This is a genomic window from Nocardioides sp. (assembly GCF_031422975.1).
In the GTDB taxonomy this organism is placed as follows: domain Bacteria; phylum Actinomycetota; class Actinomycetes; order Propionibacteriales; family Nocardioidaceae; genus Nocardioides.
Genome location: NZ_JANPEO010000494.1, coordinates 1 through 15,010, shown reverse-complemented (window position 1 = coordinate 15,010; position 15,010 = coordinate 1). Strand labels below are relative to the sequence as shown.

19 protein-coding genes are annotated in these 15,010 nt (G+C 70.3%); 13 read left to right on the top strand and 6 right to left on the bottom strand.

What is annotated here, in order from left to right:
- Positions 1-321 (bottom strand): TadE/TadG family type IV pilus assembly protein (locus RMO85_RS14750; RefSeq protein ID WP_310529482.1); only part of this gene is annotated, 321 nt, incomplete at its 3' end.
- Between the two features lie 174 nt (positions 322-495).
- Between RMO85_RS14750 and RMO85_RS14745 the strand changes: the two genes are divergently transcribed.
- Positions 496-1,470 carry an ROK family protein gene (locus RMO85_RS14745; RefSeq protein WP_310529481.1) on the top strand — a complete coding sequence of 325 codons (975 nt, stop codon included), beginning with the start codon at positions 496-498 and terminating at the stop codon, positions 1,468-1,470.
- Here the strand turns inward: RMO85_RS14745 and RMO85_RS14740 are convergent.
- Genes RMO85_RS14740 through RMO85_RS14730 form a run of 3 tightly spaced genes read right to left on the bottom strand, consistent with a single transcriptional unit; the run spans position 1,455 to position 3,941 of the window.
- Entirely contained in the window at positions 1,455-2,681 is a 1,227-nt protein-coding gene (locus RMO85_RS14740; RefSeq protein WP_310529480.1) for a TIGR00300 family protein, read from the bottom strand. The two genes, RMO85_RS14745 and RMO85_RS14740, sit on opposite strands and share 16 nt — an antisense overlap.
- 47 nt (positions 2,682-2,728) lie before the next feature.
- Positions 2,729-3,148 (bottom strand): hypothetical protein, encoded by a 420-nt coding sequence (locus tag RMO85_RS14735; RefSeq protein ID WP_310529479.1) that lies wholly within the window; start codon positions 3,146-3,148, stop codon positions 2,729-2,731.
- Between the two features lie 22 nt (positions 3,149-3,170).
- Positions 3,171-3,941: an alpha/beta fold hydrolase gene (locus RMO85_RS14730; protein WP_310529478.1), complete on the bottom strand. Its 771-nt coding sequence runs from the start codon at positions 3,939-3,941 to the stop codon at positions 3,171-3,173.
- A 74-nt stretch (positions 3,942-4,015) separates the two neighbouring features.
- On the opposite strand from RMO85_RS14730, the gene RMO85_RS14725 reads away from it, so the two are divergent.
- The 7 genes from RMO85_RS14725 to RMO85_RS14695 all read left to right on the top strand — a co-directional run bounded on the left by RMO85_RS14725 (position 4,016) and on the right by RMO85_RS14695 (position 8,909).
- Positions 4,016-4,762, top strand: coding sequence for a lysophospholipid acyltransferase family protein (locus RMO85_RS14725; protein ID WP_310529477.1), 747 nt, complete (start codon positions 4,016-4,018; stop codon positions 4,760-4,762).
- On the top strand, positions 4,759-5,904 hold the full coding sequence (gene macS / locus RMO85_RS14720; protein WP_310529483.1) for a MacS family sensor histidine kinase: 1,146 nt from the start codon (positions 4,759-4,761) through the stop codon (positions 5,902-5,904). Before RMO85_RS14725 ends, macS begins: the two co-directional genes overlap by 4 nt.
- Positions 5,901-6,296 (top strand): DCC1-like thiol-disulfide oxidoreductase family protein, encoded by a 396-nt coding sequence (locus RMO85_RS14715; protein WP_310529476.1) that lies wholly within the window; start codon positions 5,901-5,903, stop codon positions 6,294-6,296. Before macS ends, RMO85_RS14715 begins: the two co-directional genes overlap by 4 nt.
- Positions 6,293-6,817 (top strand): flavin reductase family protein, encoded by a 525-nt coding sequence (locus RMO85_RS14710; RefSeq protein ID WP_310529475.1) that lies wholly within the window; start codon positions 6,293-6,295, stop codon positions 6,815-6,817. The genes RMO85_RS14715 and RMO85_RS14710 overlap by 4 nt, the downstream gene beginning before the upstream one ends.
- Before the next feature lie 85 nt (positions 6,818-6,902).
- Positions 6,903-7,547 (top strand): response regulator transcription factor, encoded by a 645-nt coding sequence (locus RMO85_RS14705; RefSeq protein ID WP_310529474.1) that lies wholly within the window; start codon positions 6,903-6,905, stop codon positions 7,545-7,547.
- Complete coding sequence (locus RMO85_RS14700) at positions 7,537-8,019, top strand: GNAT family N-acetyltransferase (protein WP_310529473.1); 483 nt, start codon at positions 7,537-7,539, stop codon at positions 8,017-8,019. Before RMO85_RS14705 ends, RMO85_RS14700 begins: the two co-directional genes overlap by 11 nt.
- Entirely contained in the window at positions 8,016-8,909 is an 894-nt protein-coding gene (locus RMO85_RS14695) for a hypothetical protein (protein ID WP_310529472.1), read from the top strand. Before RMO85_RS14700 ends, RMO85_RS14695 begins: the two co-directional genes overlap by 4 nt.
- On the opposite strand, the gene glpK is transcribed toward RMO85_RS14695, so the two are convergent.
- The gene (glpK, locus tag RMO85_RS14690) at positions 8,906-10,375 is read right to left on the bottom strand and encodes a glycerol kinase GlpK (protein ID WP_310529470.1); all 1,470 of its coding nucleotides are present in this window, start codon (positions 10,373-10,375) and stop codon (positions 8,906-8,908) included. The two genes, RMO85_RS14695 and glpK, sit on opposite strands and share 4 nt — an antisense overlap.
- A gap of 40 nt (positions 10,376-10,415) precedes the next feature.
- On the opposite strand from glpK, the gene RMO85_RS14685 reads away from it, so the two are divergent.
- Positions 10,416-11,009, top strand: a complete 594-nt coding sequence (locus RMO85_RS14685; protein WP_310529469.1) for a class I SAM-dependent methyltransferase — start codon at positions 10,416-10,418, stop codon at positions 11,007-11,009.
- On the opposite strand, the gene RMO85_RS14680 is transcribed toward RMO85_RS14685, so the two are convergent.
- Positions 11,010-11,825, bottom strand: a complete 816-nt coding sequence (locus tag RMO85_RS14680; protein WP_310529468.1) for a DUF1028 domain-containing protein — start codon at positions 11,823-11,825, stop codon at positions 11,010-11,012.
- A gap of 148 nt (positions 11,826-11,973) precedes the next feature.
- On the opposite strand from RMO85_RS14680, the gene RMO85_RS14675 reads away from it, so the two are divergent.
- The 4 genes from RMO85_RS14675 to RMO85_RS14660 form a co-directional block, all read left to right on the top strand.
- Positions 11,974-13,002 (top strand): 6-phosphofructokinase, encoded by a 1,029-nt coding sequence (locus RMO85_RS14675; protein WP_310529467.1) that lies wholly within the window; start codon positions 11,974-11,976, stop codon positions 13,000-13,002.
- A 59-nt stretch (positions 13,003-13,061) separates the two neighbouring features.
- On the top strand, positions 13,062-13,226 hold the full coding sequence (locus RMO85_RS14670; protein ID WP_310529466.1) for a hypothetical protein: 165 nt from the start codon (positions 13,062-13,064) through the stop codon (positions 13,224-13,226).
- 3 nt (positions 13,227-13,229) lie between these two features.
- Complete coding sequence (locus RMO85_RS14665; RefSeq protein WP_310529465.1) at positions 13,230-14,567, top strand: class II 3-deoxy-7-phosphoheptulonate synthase; 1,338 nt, start codon at positions 13,230-13,232, stop codon at positions 14,565-14,567.
- A 187-nt stretch (positions 14,568-14,754) separates the two neighbouring features.
- Positions 14,755-15,010: beta-eliminating lyase-related protein (locus RMO85_RS14660; protein ID WP_310529464.1), on the top strand; the 256-nt coding region annotated here is incomplete at its 3' end.

Sequence of the window (15,010 nt, the reverse complement as noted above, 5' to 3'; positions counted from 1 at the left end):
CTTGATCCGTTCGCCGAAGATGCTGCCCTTGCACGTCGTCTTGCCGGAGAAGGTGATGGCCACGTTCTCGCCCTGGCGGGCGATCGCCGTCCCGTTGAAGGAGCTGACGGCCTCGGTCGTCGGGCTGGTACCGGTGTCCACCACGGCGGCACGCGCAGCCTGACGGACGGCGTTGTCGAGGGCCAGCTTCTGCGAGAAGGCCATCCCGAAGTTGACGATGCCCCCGAGGATCAGCAGCAGCGGGATCACGACGAGCGCGAACTCCAGCGCCGCTGTTCCGCGCTCGTTGCGCCGTGGGCGACGTGGTCCCAGCGTGTGCATTCCAACCCCTCGTTCACAGTGGTCCCGGCGGATATCAGACCGAGAGTAGTGAGCGTCGCGACCACGCGGCAGGCTTGTGGCCCGAAATGGCCCGAGTGGTCAATGGCACTAGTCACTTCGGGTCATGCCTGGGGTGCGAGTGGTCTGGACACTGCGATACGACAGGATCGGGGAGTGACAACCGCGATGGAACCGGTCTGGGTCGGCGTCGACGTCGGCGGCACCAAGGTGCTCGCCGGCGTGGTGGACGTGATGGGGCATGTCGGCCGCACGGCACGCCGTGCCACGCCGGGCCGTCGCGTGGACATCGCGCAGGTCGAGGACGCCCTGGAGGCGGCGGTCCTGGAGGCGGCCGACGGCTTCCCCATCGCGGGCGTCGGCGTCGCGGCAGCCGGCTTCGTCGACGCGGCCGCGGACCGGGTGATGTTCGCCCCGCACCTGCCCTGGCAGGGACAGAACGTCCGCGAGCGGCTCAGCGAGCGCTGGGGCGTGCCGGTCGTGCTGGACAACGACGCCAACTGCGCGGCCGTGGCCGAGTGGACGTACGGCGCAGCGCGGGGCGCCCACTCGGCGCTGGTGGTCACCATGGGCACCGGCATCGGCGGCGCGATCCTCATGGATGGGCGGCTGGTGCGAGGCGCCAACGGCATGGCCGGGGAGTTCGGGCACATGCAGGTCGTGCCCGACGGCCAGACGTGTGAGTGCGGGGGGCGTGGCTGCTGGGAGCAGTACTCCTCGGGCAACGCGCTGGTGCGGTTCGCCCGCCAGCGCATGGGGGAGCAGCCATCAGTGCTGGAGGAAGCCAGCGGCGGCAACCCCGACCGGGTGACCGGGCCGATGGTGACCGAGGCCGCCGAGGCGGGCGACATGGTGGCTCGACAGGCCTTCGCCTCGGTGGGCGACTGGTTGGGCGTCGGGGTCGCCAACCTCGTGGCTGCCTTCGACCCCGACGTCGTGGTGATCGGCGGCGGGGTCTCGCAGGCGGGGGACCGGCTGCTCGAGCCGGCCCGCAACGCGCTGCAGCGCTCGCTCGTCGCTGCGGCCCACCGCGCCGTACCGCCCATCGTGTCGGCCCTGCTCGGGCCCGAGGCGGGACTGGTGGGGGCGGCCGAGCTGGCGCGACGGGCGGGCGGTCAGCCCCGGCGGTAGCCCGGGATCAGCTCGAGCGCCAGCTGCTCGAGGAACAGCCCGACGTCGGTGACGATGCCCTTGGCCTGGCTGGAGCCGCGGTCGGCGAGCTTGGTGACCGTGGCAGGGTTGATGTCGACGCAGACCAGCGGGATCGACGCCGGCAGGATGTTGCCGGTCGCCACCGAGTGGAGCATCGTCGCCACCATCAGGCAGAAGCCCACGTCGGTCAGTTCGGCGCGCATCGCGCGCTGCCCCTCGATGACGTCGGTGTAGACGTCGGGCAGCGGGCCGTCGTCGCGGACCGAGCCCACGAGCACGAAGCGCTTCTCGTGCGTGACCATGGCGTGCATGATGCCGCCGGTCAGGACACCGTTGTCGACCGCGGCCTTGATCGAGCCCTGCTTGCGGATGGTGTTGAGCGCCCGGATGTGGTGCTCGTGGCCGTGCTCGACGCCGCGTCCCATGGCCAGGTCGACGCCCAGGCTGGTGCCGTAGAGGGAGGACTCGATGTCGTGGGTCGCCAGTGCGTTGCCGGCGAACAGCACGTCGACAAAGCCCGCGTTGACGAGCTCCACCATCGCGGGAGCGGCGCCGGTGTGGACGACACCGGGGCCACCGACCCACAGGACGTACTTGCCGGCCGCCTTGGCTTCGCGCATGCCGTCGGCAACCTGACGCACCAGCACGGCCTGGGGCTTCTCGCTGGACACGTCGGAGTCCATGAAGCCGAAGGAGTCGCTCCCCTTCTCCAGGACCGGCGAGGTGACCTTGATCCCGGAGGCGCTCGTCACGACGTGCATGCCGACCTTCACGTCCGACATCGGCAGTGTGTAGACGCGCTCGCCGTCGACGACGAGTCCGCAGTCCATCTCGGGGTTCTCGACCGGGCTCCAGCGTCCGTTCATCCGGATCCGGGTCACCAGGTTGGTGGTGGAGTAGAAGCCGTCGGGGAAGACTCCGTCGAGGTCGGCGACACTGACCGACGCCTCGCCCGGGTCCACCTGGTTCACGCCGCGCGTCTGCAGTCGCATCAGCAGGCGCTGGAGGGCCTCGTCGTCCTCCGCGGTGACGACGATGGTCGCCTGGCTGATGTCGGACGCCTCATGACCGACATCGAAGTGGTCGATGACGTAGTCGCCGTCGTACTCCCGGATGTCGTCGAGGATGCGGGAGAGAATCCCGCTGTCCATCAGGTGGCCGGTGACTTCGACGCTCTCGCTCACACTCACGCCGCCGACACTAGCGCCGTCCGACGGTTCGCGAACAGCCGGTTGGCTCAGATGCGCGAGCCGTCGTCCCAGGGCTCCCGGGGCGTGCGGGACATGGTGGCGACGAGATACACGAAGCCGCCGACGAACCAGCCGATGAGCAGGTAGTCGAGCAGCCCCGGCAGGTCGATCCCGAGCACCATCGCGATCAGCACGAGGAGCGGCGCGCCGAACAGACCCGCCCAGGCGACAGCCCGCTTCGGCTCAGGACGCGGCACGGGCGGTGGGGGCGGCGGCACGAACCGCTCGGCCTCGTCGTACGCCGCAGCGCGCACCACGAACGGATCGGGGTCGGGCTCCGACGTCGGTCGGGGCGGGGCAGGCTCGACCTCGGCTGGCTCGTCGATCTCGGCACGGTCGCCGAAGTTGTCGACGATGGCCCGCCACGCCTCGTCGTGCGCCCGCTCGCTGTCGCCGGTTCCACTCACGGAGAAACGGTAACCCGAGCCCTCAAGCGCAGACGCGGGCGATGAAGTCGGCCGACTCGGTGAAGATCAGCTCGGCGTCGTTGTCGAGCGTGGCCACGTGATAGCTCTCGGGCAGGCTGACCTCGGTGAACTCGCGTGAGGACACCGTCTTCTTGATGATCGCGAGCGACGTCTCGTCCACGACGTGGTCCTCGACGGACTTGAAGAACAGGATCGGCGAGGTGATCTTCGCCAGGTCGGTCCGCAGCGGCTTCCAGCCGTGCCACATCATCGAGTAGGCGGCCTTGAGCGGCGTCTTGGGATAGGCGTACTCGTCCATGCCCGGCTTCTTGATGTCGTTGGCGATCCCGGGGAACCCTCCGACGAGGAAGCGCAGCACCGGCAGCGCCTTGACGTCGAGGCGAGTCGTGTTGACCGCGGGGTTGACCACGACGACACCGGCGACCTCGTCGGGTCGGTCGGCGGCCAGACGCAGCACGAGCGCCCCGCCGAGCGAGAGCCCGCATATCGCCACGGCGTCGTTCTCCGCCACGAGCTTGTCGAAGGACGCCGTCAAGGCGGCGTACCAGTCCGACCAGCCCACCTTGTTGAGGTCCTGCCAGCGGGTGCCGTGACCCGGCAGCAGCGGCAGCTCGACGGCAAAACCCTGTGCAGCCAGGGACTCGGCCCAGGGGCGCATCGAGGCTGGGGATCCGGTGAATCCGTGGCTCACCAGGACGCCGATCTTGCGACCGTGGGTGAGGTCGGGACGTGCGGGCGCGGAGAACGGCTCGGCCGTCGGCGTGATCAGCATGCGCCGATTGTGCACCAGATGGACGACTCGTCGAGGCCTGCTCGCGAGATGGCTATCAAGGCTAGGCTCTCCCCGTGCTCTATTGGTTCTTGAAGTGGGTCGCTCTCGGGCCCCTCCTGCGCATCATCTTCCGACCCAAGGCCTACGGCGTGGACAACGTGCCCTCCGAGGGGCCGGCGATCCTGGCGAGCAACCACCTCTCGTACGCCGACTGGTTGTTCATGCCGCTGACGCTGACGCGGCGGGTGACCTTCGTGGCCAAGGCGGAGTACTTCACGACGCCGGGGATCAAGGGCTGGTTCCAGAAGAAGTTCTTCTCGGGTGCCGGTCAGGTGCCGATCGACCGCTCCGGGGCCAACGCTGCCGAAGGTGCGATGAAGTCGGCCACCATGATCCTCGAGACCGGCGAGCTGTTCGGCATCTACCCCGAGGGCACGCGCAGCCACGACGGCAGGCTCTACCGCGGCAAGACCGGCGTCGCCCGGCTCGCGCTCGAGACAGGTGCCCCCGTCGTGCCGTGTGCCGTCGTCGGCACCGACGTCGTGGCGCCCAGCGGCAAGGTCTTCGGCCAGTGGACCCGCCCGGTCGTCAGGTTCGGCCCGCCGTTGGACTTCTCGCGCTACGCCGGACTCGTCAACGATCGCTACATCCTGCGCGCAGTCACCGACGAGATCATGTACGAGATCATGCGGCTCTCCCAGCAGGAGTACGTCGACATGTATGCCGCCAAGGCCAAGGAGCTCGCCAAGGCCGCAGCTCTGGTCGCCAGGGAGGCGGCCGACGGGCCCGACTCCACGCCCTCGCAGAAGAAGGCGTCCTGACTCCTCGAGACCGCGACCTCGCAGTCACCGGCGCGGGCGCGGCGGTCGAGGACCGGCTCTTCCGCGCGCTCGCGCTGGTGCGGGTCCTGGTCACGATCAACCTGATCGTCCTCAACATCTACCGACGCGACAACTACGACCACCCCTGGGCAGCCGTGGTGGCGGTCGGGGCGATGGTGGCGTGGACGGGATACGCGATCTGGGCCTCGACCAGCGCGCAGCGGCGTACGACGACCTTCCTCGCCCTCGACCTGGCCTGGGCGGTCGGCTCGATCGCGGCCACGCCGCTGATCAAGGGCGCCGACTACAACGCCACCATCCCCGGCTTCTGGGTGATGGGCGCACTGCTGGCCTGGGCCGTGCACTGGCACTGGAAGGGCGGCCTGGCGGCGGCCGCGCTCCTCTCGATCACCGACCTGGTCCTGCGCGACGGCATCGACCAGGCCAACTACGGCAACGTCTTCTTGTTGATGATCGGCGGGCCGACCGTCGGCTACATGTGCGCGTCGCTCCAGCGGATGGCGACCGAGCGGGACACGGCCGAGCGTGCGGCGGCCGCCGCCGAGGAGCGCACCCGCCTCGCGCGTGCCGTGCACGACGGGGTCCTGCAGGTGCTGGCACTGGTCCAGCGCCGGGGCACCGAGACCGGCGCGCCCCCGGAGCTGGCCGAGCTCGGCAGGCTCGCAGGGGAGCAGGAGCGCCTGCTGCGCTCCCTGATCCGCCAACAGGGCACCGTGACCGCCGGCCCGGCCGTGAGCGACCTCGCCGGGATGCTCGAGGAGCTCGGCACGAGGCATTCCCTGCGGGTCGAGGTGGCCACACCGGGCGTGCCGGTGCCGCTGCCGAGCGACGTGGCCCATGAGATCGCGGCGGCCGTGGGCTCGTGCCTCGACAACGTCGCCACGCACGTGGGTGCCGGTGCGCGGGTCTGGGTGCTGCTCGAGGCCCTGCCCGACGAGGTCGTCGTGTCGGTCCGCGACGACGGTCCGGGCATCCCCTCCGGACGACTCGAGTCGGCTGCCGCCGAAGGCCGACTGGGCGTCAGCGAGTCCATCCGCGGCCGGATCGCCGACCTGGGTGGTACGGCGACGCTCGACACCGGCACGCACGGAACCGAATGGGAGTTGACTGTTCCGCTATGACCGACTCAGAGCGCATCGTCATCTGGGACAGCTACTGCTCCTTCTGCCACCGCTGGGCCAAGGTGCTGGCCTGGCTCGACGTGACGGGCACCCATCGCTTCGTCGGCACCGCCGAGCCGGGCGCGCACGACGATCCGCGGGTCACCCGCGAGGACACAGACCGGGCCCTTCAGCTGCTCACCCCGCAGGGGCGGTTCGAGGGCTACGACGCCATCCGCCGGGTCCTGGCCCGTTCGCCGATCACGTTCTGGTTCGTGCCGCTGCTGTGGCTGCCGCCGGTGCGGGTCGTGGGGGAGCGGCTCTACTGGCGGATCGCCGCCAGCCGCACGTGCGCGGTCGCGGCGCCGCAGCCACCGCTGAAGATGCCGTGGCGACGGCGGCGGAACTCATGACCATTCACTCCGACCACCCGTTCGCCAGTCCCGCGGGGGAGCGTGACGGCGCGCGCCGGCTGCGTGGCCGCCTCGGCGGTCAGGTGTCGCTGTGGACCGCCGGTGCCGGGGCGGACCGGGCCGGGCTGACGGTGTCGTCGTTGATGGTGGCCGTGAGCGAGCCGTCCTACGTCCTGGGACTGCTCGACCCGGACTCGGACCTGGCCGACCGGTTGCGAGACGGTGTGGCCCCGCGCTGCGTGGTGCAGCTGCTGGAGTGGCGCCACCAAGACCTGGCGGAGAAGTTCGCGGGGCAGATGCCCGCGCCCGGCGGCCTCTTCGCTGCCGATCACTGGCTCGAGACGGCGTTCGGTCCGCGCCTCGCCGACGTGGAGACCTGGGCCGACTGCGTCGTCCACGACATCCGCGATGTCGGCTGGTCGATGGAGGTGACGTGCCGGATCGGGTCGGCCACCCTCGGCGTCGTCGACGACCCGCTGGGGCACCGCCGCGGCCGCTACCTGCGATCCGAGCAGGACTGACGCGCCTTCGGCCCCCTTTCGCGACGTGATCGTTGGGCACCCTCGTCGGGCCCACCCGCACAAGGGCGGCGGTAGGTTCGCCGTCATGACAAGGGTGATGGTGGTCGACGACCACCCGATGTGGCGTGACGCCGTCGAACGCGACCTGGTGGCGGCGGGCTTCGACGTGGTGGCGGTGGCCGCCGACGGACACCAGGCACTGGCCCGCTTCCCCGCGGCGCGCCCGCAGGTCGTCGTACTCGATCTGCAGATCCCCGGCCCCAACGGTGTGGAGGTCACTGCGCAGGTCCTGCAGCACGACCCGTCGGCGCGGGTGCTGATCCTCTCCGCGTCCGGCGAGCAGAGCGACGTGCTCGAGGCGGTCAAGGCGGGTGCCACCGGCTATCTGGTGAAGTCGGCGTCGCGCGACGAGCTGATCGACGCCGTGCGCCGGGTCGCGGCCGGCGACACCGTCTTCACGCCCGGTCTGGCCGGCCTGGTGCTGGGGGAGTTCCGTCGACTGGCCGACGGCCCGGCCGACGACCCGCGCGACGAGCTGACCGACCGCGAGACCGAGATCCTCAAGATGGTCGCGAAGGGGTTGAGCTACAAGCAGATCGCCGAGCGGCTGGTCATCTCGCACCGCACGGTCCAGAACCACGTGCAGAACACCTTGCGCAAGCTCCAGATGAACAACCGCGTGCAACTGACCCGCTGGGCCATCGAGCATGGCCTCGACGATGACGCGTGAGGCGGGCGTCCGCCGCCATGACTGGCAAAGGGCGACGCCGGCCGATGCCGGGCCGCTGACCGACCTCGAGCGTGACGCCAACCTCGTCGGTCTCGCCCATGTCTTCGGTGAGCTGCCGTTCCCCTATGACGCGGTGCTGACCCGGTGGGTGCTGCTGCTCGACGACCCCGAGGTCGTCACCGAGGTGGTCGTCGGCGACTCGGGGCTGGTGGCCCTCGCGGCGTACGACCCTGACTCGCTGCGCCACCTTGCCGTGCACCCCGACGCGTGGGGACGAGGGATGGCTCGCGACGGGGTACGGCGCGCGGTCGATGCCGGAGCCACCCGCCTGTGGGTGTTGACCGAGAACCATCGCGCACGTGGCCTCTACGAGACCCTCGGGTGGTCACCCACCGGGGTCACTCAGGAGTGCCCGTGGGCGCCGCACCCGATCGAGCTGGAGTATCGCCTCGCCCTAGGATCCAGCGTGTGACCGACTCGCTCCTCGAGATCGCCGACCGGCTCTACGGGCTGCCGCTGGCCGACTTCACGCCTGCCCGCGACGCGCTGGCGAAGGAGCACAAGACGGACAAGGCCTTCGCGGCCCGGATCAAGGCCCTGAAGAAGCCGTCACTGGCGGCCTGGGTCGTCGACCTGCTCGTCCGCCGTGACGCAGCTCAGGTGGACCAGGTGCTGTCCGTCGGAGCGGCCCTGCGGGAGGCGCAGGCCAATCTCGACGGCGAAGAGCTTCGAGCACTCACCCGGCAGCGCCGCCAGTTGACCGCAGCGGTGACGACGCAGGCGCGCGGGCTCGCCCACGACGAGGGCGTCAGGGTCACCCAGGCCGTCGCCGATCAGGTGGAGGCCACCCTCACGGCGGCGATCCTCGACGAGGGGGCGGCGACAGCCGTCCGGAGCGGGCTGCTGGTCGCCGCCCTGACCGCGACCGGGGTCGGCACTGCCGACATCGCCGGCGCGCTGGCCGTGCCGGAAGCACGCGGCTTCGTCGCCGCGCCGCGCGAGGCGACCCCGCCGCCCCGACCCGACCTGCACGTCGTGCCCGATCCCGAGGCCGACCACAAGGCACGCCGTGCCGCCACCGAGGTCGTCCACGAGGCACAGGCGGAGGTGGAGGCCGCGCGAGAGGCGTTGACGGCTGCCGCCGAAGAGGTCGACGCGCTCCAGGCGCGGTCGCTGCAGCTGCAGGCCGAGGTCGATGAGCTGAGGGGCCGCATCGCCCAGCTCGAGAGCGACCTCGAGGAGAATGACGACGAGCTCGCCGACGCCGAGGACGTGAGGTCCGAGGCAGCGGACACGGTCGCCGAGTCGGAGGCCGCGCTGGCGAGGGCCGAGTCCGCGCTGGCGCGGCTCACCGACCGCTAGGTCGCCCAGCCCTTCGACCGCTCGACCGCGTCCTGCCAGCGGGCGTGCGCCCGGTCGGCGGCCTCGCGATCGCCGACCGGCTCGAAGCGCCTGTCCAGGGCCCACGTCTCGCGCAGCGCCTCGGTCGAGTCCCAGACCCCGGTGCCGAGCCCGGCCAGGAACGCCGCACCCAGCGCCGTGGTCTCGACGATCTTCGGCCGCTCGACGAGGAGCCCGACCTGGTCCGCCTGGAACTGGCAGAGCATGTCGTTGGCGGCCGCGCCACCGTCGACGCGCAGCGACGCGATCTCCGGCATGGTCTCGAGGACGTCCCTGACCTCGAAGGCGATGGCCTCCAGGGTCGCGCGGACGATGTGTGCGCGGGTCGTGCCACGGGTGATGCCGATGATCAGGCCGCGTGCGTACGGGTCCCAGTGCGGGGCGCCGAGGCCGGTGAGGGCGGGCACGAAGACGACGCCGTCGGTGTCGGGCACGGTGGCGGCGATGGCGGCGGTCTCGGCGGCGCTGCCGACGATCTGCAGTCCGTCTCGCAACCACTGCACCGCCGCGCCTGTCACGAAGATGGCGCCCTCGTTGGCATAGGTGAGGACACCGTCGGGGGAGCGCCAGGCCGCGGTGCTGAGCAGCCCGGCCTCGGACCGCTGCACCGTGCTTCCGGTGTTGGTGAGGATGAAGGACCCGGTGCCGTAGGTGCACTTGGAGTCACCCTCGTCGAAACAGGTCTGGCCGAAGAGCGCCGACTGCTGGTCGCCGGCGATGCCGGCGATGGGGAGTGACAAGCCCATGAAGACCGCCGCGTCGGTGGAGGCCACCTCTCCCCAGTTGGGCACGAGGTCGGGCAGCGCGTCGCGGGGGACGCCGAAGAGCTGACACAGCTCGTCGGACCAGTCGCCGGCTTCGAGGTCGAAGAGCAGTGTCCGGCTCGCGTTGGAGACGTCGGTGACGTGCCAGGTGCCTCGCGTCATCCGGGCGATCAGGTAGGAGTCGACGGTGCCGACGGCGTAGCGGCCGGACTCGACGAGCGCCCAGGTGTGCGGCTCGTGCTCGGCCAGCCACATCAGCTTGGTGCCGGAGAAGTAGGGATCGAGGCGCAGGCCGGTGAGCGCCCTGACCCGGTCCTCGTGGCCGGCGTCGCGCAGGCGGGTGCAGATCTCGGCGGTGCGCCGGTCCTGCCAGACGATCGCGCGGCGGGGTGAGCCGAGCGTCTCGCGGTCCCACAACACGATCGTCTCGCGCTGGTTGGTGATGCCGATCGCAGTGAGCTCGCCGGCATCGACGCGGGAGAGCACGTCCTTGGTCGCCTCGAGGGTGGCCTGCCAGATCTCCTCCGGCGCATGCTCGACCCAGCCGGGTTGGGGGAAGTGCTGGGCGAACTCCTGGTAGCCCTTGGCGACGATCTGGCCCTGGGGACTGACGACGACGGCGGTGACCCCCGTCGTCCCTGCATCGATGGCGAGGACGGACATGGGGATCAAACTAGTCGCCGTCTCCGGTAAGTTCTCTCGCATGCGCGACACACGGGGTGAGGACTACGCGAAGCGGCTCCACGACAAGGAGACCGCGCGGTGGAAGCAGCTCCTCAACGTGCAGGCGCCCTACCAGTGGAACCTGCGTCGGCACGAGCTCGGCCGCACCCTCGACGTGGGCTGCGGCATCGGCCGCAACCTCGAGACGCTCGGTGCGGGTTCGCTCGGCGTCGATCACAACGCCACCTCGATCCAGATCGCGCGCGAGCGTGGGGTCAACGCGCTGACGGTCGAGGAGTGGGAGAAGTCCGAGCTGCGGGTGCCCGAGTCGTTCGACGCGATGCTGGTCGCGCACGTCATCGAGCACATGCCGCCCGAGATGGGGGAGCAGGTCGTCCGTGACTACCTGCCCTACCTCAAGCCCGGCGGCAGGGTGCTGTTCATCTGCCCGCAGGAGCGTGGTTACGCCTCCGACCCGACGCACGTGCGCTGGACCACGGGCGAGGACCTGATGGACCTTTCGACCGCGCTCGGCCTACGACCCTCGAAGTGGCGCAGCTTCCCCTTCCCACGCTTCGCCGGGAAGGCATTCACCTACAACGAGTTCAACGTCGTCGCGACGAAGCCGGCCTAGTCACGAGCTGCTTCGCAGGATCTCCAGCACCCTCCGGTCGAGCCAGCTGAAGTCTTCGGCGACACGCATCTCGTAGTTCTCCGCACCGACCCAGGCGGGGAAGTCCGCTCGGCCGTTGGCTCGAGCGCGCTCCTGGAGCTCGGCACGCAGGGTGTCGTCGATCGCGACCTTCTCCGCGTCGGTCGATGCCGTCAGGTAGAGATCGTTGAGGTCCAGCAGGCGGATCAGCTCAGCCACCGGGTCTGCGTGGTCGTCGACGCGCAGGTCGGCCGCGACGTCGTCGAGGCCGCCGTACCCGGCTCCGTCCTTGACCACGAGGACGGCCGCGGACTGCCGGCCGCGCGAGTCGCCGCCGGCGTCGTCCCCCGCCTTCAGTGCGGAGGTCAGCCGGCGGGCGAGGGGCTGGTCGGCCGTTGCCAGCCATGCGGCCTCCATCGCCGCGACGACCTCGGGGCCGGTCAGGATGTTGCCCTGGATCGCGTAGCCCGGGCCCGTGGTCCCGCCGGCCCAGGCGTAGCACTCCGGGCCGGTGTGCGTCGCGGGTGTGCCCTCCACGTCGACGATGCCGACCTGACGGTGGTCGCGCTTGTCGTCCTCCTCGAGGAGGCGCTCGAGCGCGATCGGTGCGGTCGCGCCGTCGTCGAGATGAGCCAGGGCGAGGAACTTGTAGGACACGTTGGCATCGGCCTGGGTCGCGATGGCGCCCACACCGGCAACGGCGGCCGGGACGGCGGAGCCGACGGCGAGGAACTTGGAGGCCACGGCGACGCCCCACGACTCACCGTCGTCGGAGCGCGCCACGATGGAGAACGTCATGGCGCCGAGGCTAGTGCAGCCGTGGGTGGACGTGGGTCCGCGTGACGAGCGAGCGCGGGTTCTGGCGTGCCGATGCGTACCCCCTTCCCACCGAGAGCCGGCATGACTAGGGTTTGATCGATCAAATCCAGCGATTGAGGGAGTGAAGATGCGCGTCGGAGTGCTCACCGGAGGCGGCGACTGTCCAGGGCTCAATGCGGTGATTCGCGCGGTCGTGCGCAAGGGCGTGATGACGCACGGCTTCGACTTCGTCGGCTACCGCGACGGCTGGAAGGGACCGCTCGAGGGCCTGACGATGGAGCTCGGCATCGCCCAGTGCCGCGGCATCCTCCCGCGCGGCGGCACCATCCTCGGCTCGAGCCGCACCAACCCGTTCAAGATCGAGAACGGCGTCGAGAGCATCCAGCGCAACCTCGCCAAGGACGGTGTCGACGCCCTCGTCGCGATCGGCGGCGAGGACACGCTCGGCGTTGCGACCAAGCTCGCGGACCTCGGCGTCAACGTCGTCGGCGTACCGAAGACCATCGACAACGACCTGTCCGGCACCGACTTCACGTTCGGCTTCGACACGGCCGTCAACATCGCCACCGAGGCGATCGACCGTCTGCACACCACGGCCGAGTCGCACCATCGTGTGCTCGTCGTGGAGGTGATGGGCCGGCACGCCGGCTGGATCGCGCTGCACAGTGGGATCGCCGGCGGCGCCAGCATGGTGCTGATCCCCGAGCAGCCCTTCGACATCGCAGACGTCTGCAACCGCGTGGAGACGCGGTTCCAGAGCCAGTACGCCCCGATCATCGTCGTCTCCGAGGGCGCGATGCCGATCGACGGCGGCGAGATGACGCTCGTCTCCGGCGAGAAGGACGCCTTCGGGCACGTCCGCCTCGGCGGCATCGGCGACCGCCTCGCCAGCGAGATCGAGTCGCGCACCGGCAAGGAGGCGCGCGCCGTCGTCCTGGGCCACATCCAGCGCGGCGGCACACCGACGGCCTTCGACCGCTGGCTCGCGACCCGCTTCGGGTTGCAGGCGATCGACGCGGTTGCCGAGGGTGACTTCGGCACGATGATGGCGCTCAAGGGCACCCGGATCGAGCGGCTGAAGCTCATCGAGGGCACCGGCGAGCTCAAGCTCGTGAGTCCTGCGGAGTACGCCGAGGCGCAGGTGTTCTTCGGCTGAGCGTCCCGCCCGGGCGCTTGCCTCGACACGTCGGCGCGGCCAGAGTGACGTGATTGCTGATGGGTGTCGGCGTCGCGCTGTGGGCGCTCACCTGGCTGTCGAACCGCAGCGTACGAGGACACAGGACCGGGTTCGGCGACATCGAGCACCTCGGGGAGTGGGAGATCGCCGGACCGCCCACCGGTCACGAAGGCCGGATGGTGCGCCCGCGCCCGTACTCTTGAGGGGTGAGCACCATCCCCTCCCTCGAGCAGTTGCGCGCGATGCAGCCGGTCCAGCAGCCGACCTACCCCGACAGCGCCGCGGTCGACGCCGCCGTCGCGAAGCTACGGCTCTCGCCGCCGCTGGTCTTCGCGGGTGAGTGCGACGACCTCAAGGCCAAGATCGCGGCCGTCAGCCGCGGTGAGGCCTTCCTCCTCGCGGGTGGCGACTGCGCCGAGACGTTCGCGGGGGTCACGGCCGACAACGTCCGCAACAAGCTGCGCGTGCTGCTCCAGATGTCGGTCGTGCTGACCTACGCCGCGTCCGTGCCGGTGGTCAAGCTGGGCCGGCTGGCCGGGCAGTACGCCAAGCCGCGCTCCAGCGACACCGAGACCCGCGACGGCATCACCCTGCCGGCCTACCGCGGCGACGCCGTCAACGGCATCGACTTCACCCCGGAGTCCCGCACCCCCGACCCACAGCGGCTCGTCGACGTCTACAACGCCTCCGCGGCGACACTGAACCTCGTCCGCGCCTTCGTCACGGGTGGGTACGCCGACCTGCGCCAGGTCCACACCTGGAACAACGACTTCGTCCGCGAGTCGCCGTACGCCCAGCGCTACGAGCTGCTGGCCGGCGAGATCGAGCGTGCGCTGACCTTCATGAAGGCGATCGGCGCCGACCCCGACGAGTTCCACCGGGTCGACTTCCACTCCAGCCACGAGGCCCTCCTGCTCGACTACGAGCACGCGATGACGCGGATCGACTCGCGCACCGATCTGCCCTACAACGTCTCGGCGCACATGGTCTGGATCGGCGAGCGCACCCGCCAGCTCGACGGCGCCCACGTGGAGCTGCTCTCGCGCATCCAGAACCCGATCGGCATCAAGCTCGGGCCGACGACCACGCCGGACGACGCGCTGGCCTACGCCGCCCGGCTCAACCCCGGGAACAAGCCCGGCCGGCTGACCTTCATCACCCGCTTCGGCGCGGGCAAGATCCGCGAGGGCCTGCCGGCACTGGTCGAGAAGGTCACCGCCGAGGGCGTCCAGGTCGCGTGGGTGTGCGACCCGATGCACGGCAACACCTTCGAGGCGTCCTCGGGATACAAGACCCGTCGCTTCGACGACGTGATCGAGGAGGTCCAGGGCTTCTTCGACGTGCACCGTTCGCTCGGCACCTGGCCCGGCGGCGTACACGTCGAGCTCACCGGCGACGACGTCACCGAGTGCGTCGGCGGCGGCGAGGAGATCAACGAGGCCGGTCTGGCCAACCGCTATGAGTCGGTCTGCGACCCGAGGCTCAACCGGGTGCAGTCGCTGGAGCTTTCGTTCCTGGTGGCTGAGATGCTGCGCAAGGCCTGAACGATCTTTTCAGCCTTGACTGAGCGGTGCGCCAGCCACATTCGGAGCGCGGCGAACGTGGCTGGGCAACCGCTGCCGGACGTGTTGCTGCAGACGCGCCCAACGAGGGGTGCGTGAGCCACATTCGGTGGATCGGAAGTGTGGGTGGGCCACCGCTCTGCGAGAGCGCCCGGGTAGGTTCGCCGACGTGATCGACCTGCGCTCAGACACCCTCACCCGGCCGACCGATGCGATGCGCGAGGCGATGGCCCGCGCCGAGGTCGGGGACGACGTCTATGGCGAGGACCCGACGGTGATCGCGCTGCAGGAGCGGGTGGCAGACATGTTCGGCCACGAGGCCGCGCTCTTCACCCCGACCGGGTCGATGGCCAACGTGCTGGCCGTCGCGTCCGTGGTCGCTCCCGGCCAGGAGGTGCTGTGCGAGTCGTCGGCGCACATCGCCC

Excerpts from the sequence above, each read along its gene's own strand:
- RMO85_RS14730 (WP_310529478.1), bottom strand. The coding sequence starts at position 3,941 with ATGCTGATCACGCCGACGGCCGAGCCGTTCTCCGCGCCCGCACGTCCC.
- RMO85_RS14715 (WP_310529476.1), top strand. The coding sequence starts at position 5,901 with ATGACCGACTCAGAGCGCATCGTCATCTGGGACAGCTACTGCTCCTTC.
- RMO85_RS14710 (WP_310529475.1), top strand. The coding sequence starts at position 6,293 with ATGACCATTCACTCCGACCACCCGTTCGCCAGTCCCGCGGGGGAGCGT.
- RMO85_RS14705 (WP_310529474.1), top strand. The coding sequence starts at position 6,903 with ATGACAAGGGTGATGGTGGTCGACGACCACCCGATGTGGCGTGACGCC.
- RMO85_RS14700 (WP_310529473.1), top strand. The coding sequence starts at position 7,537 with ATGACGCGTGAGGCGGGCGTCCGCCGCCATGACTGGCAAAGGGCGACG.
- glpK (WP_310529470.1), bottom strand. The coding sequence starts at position 10,375 with ATGTCCGTCCTCGCCATCGATGCAGGGACGACGGGGGTCACCGCCGTC.
- RMO85_RS14685 (WP_310529469.1), top strand. The coding sequence starts at position 10,416 with ATGCGCGACACACGGGGTGAGGACTACGCGAAGCGGCTCCACGACAAG.
- RMO85_RS14680 (WP_310529468.1), bottom strand. The coding sequence starts at position 11,825 with ATGACGTTCTCCATCGTGGCGCGCTCCGACGACGGTGAGTCGTGGGGC.
- RMO85_RS14675 (WP_310529467.1), top strand. The coding sequence starts at position 11,974 with ATGCGCGTCGGAGTGCTCACCGGAGGCGGCGACTGTCCAGGGCTCAAT.
- RMO85_RS14670 (WP_310529466.1), top strand. The coding sequence starts at position 13,062 with ATGGGTGTCGGCGTCGCGCTGTGGGCGCTCACCTGGCTGTCGAACCGC.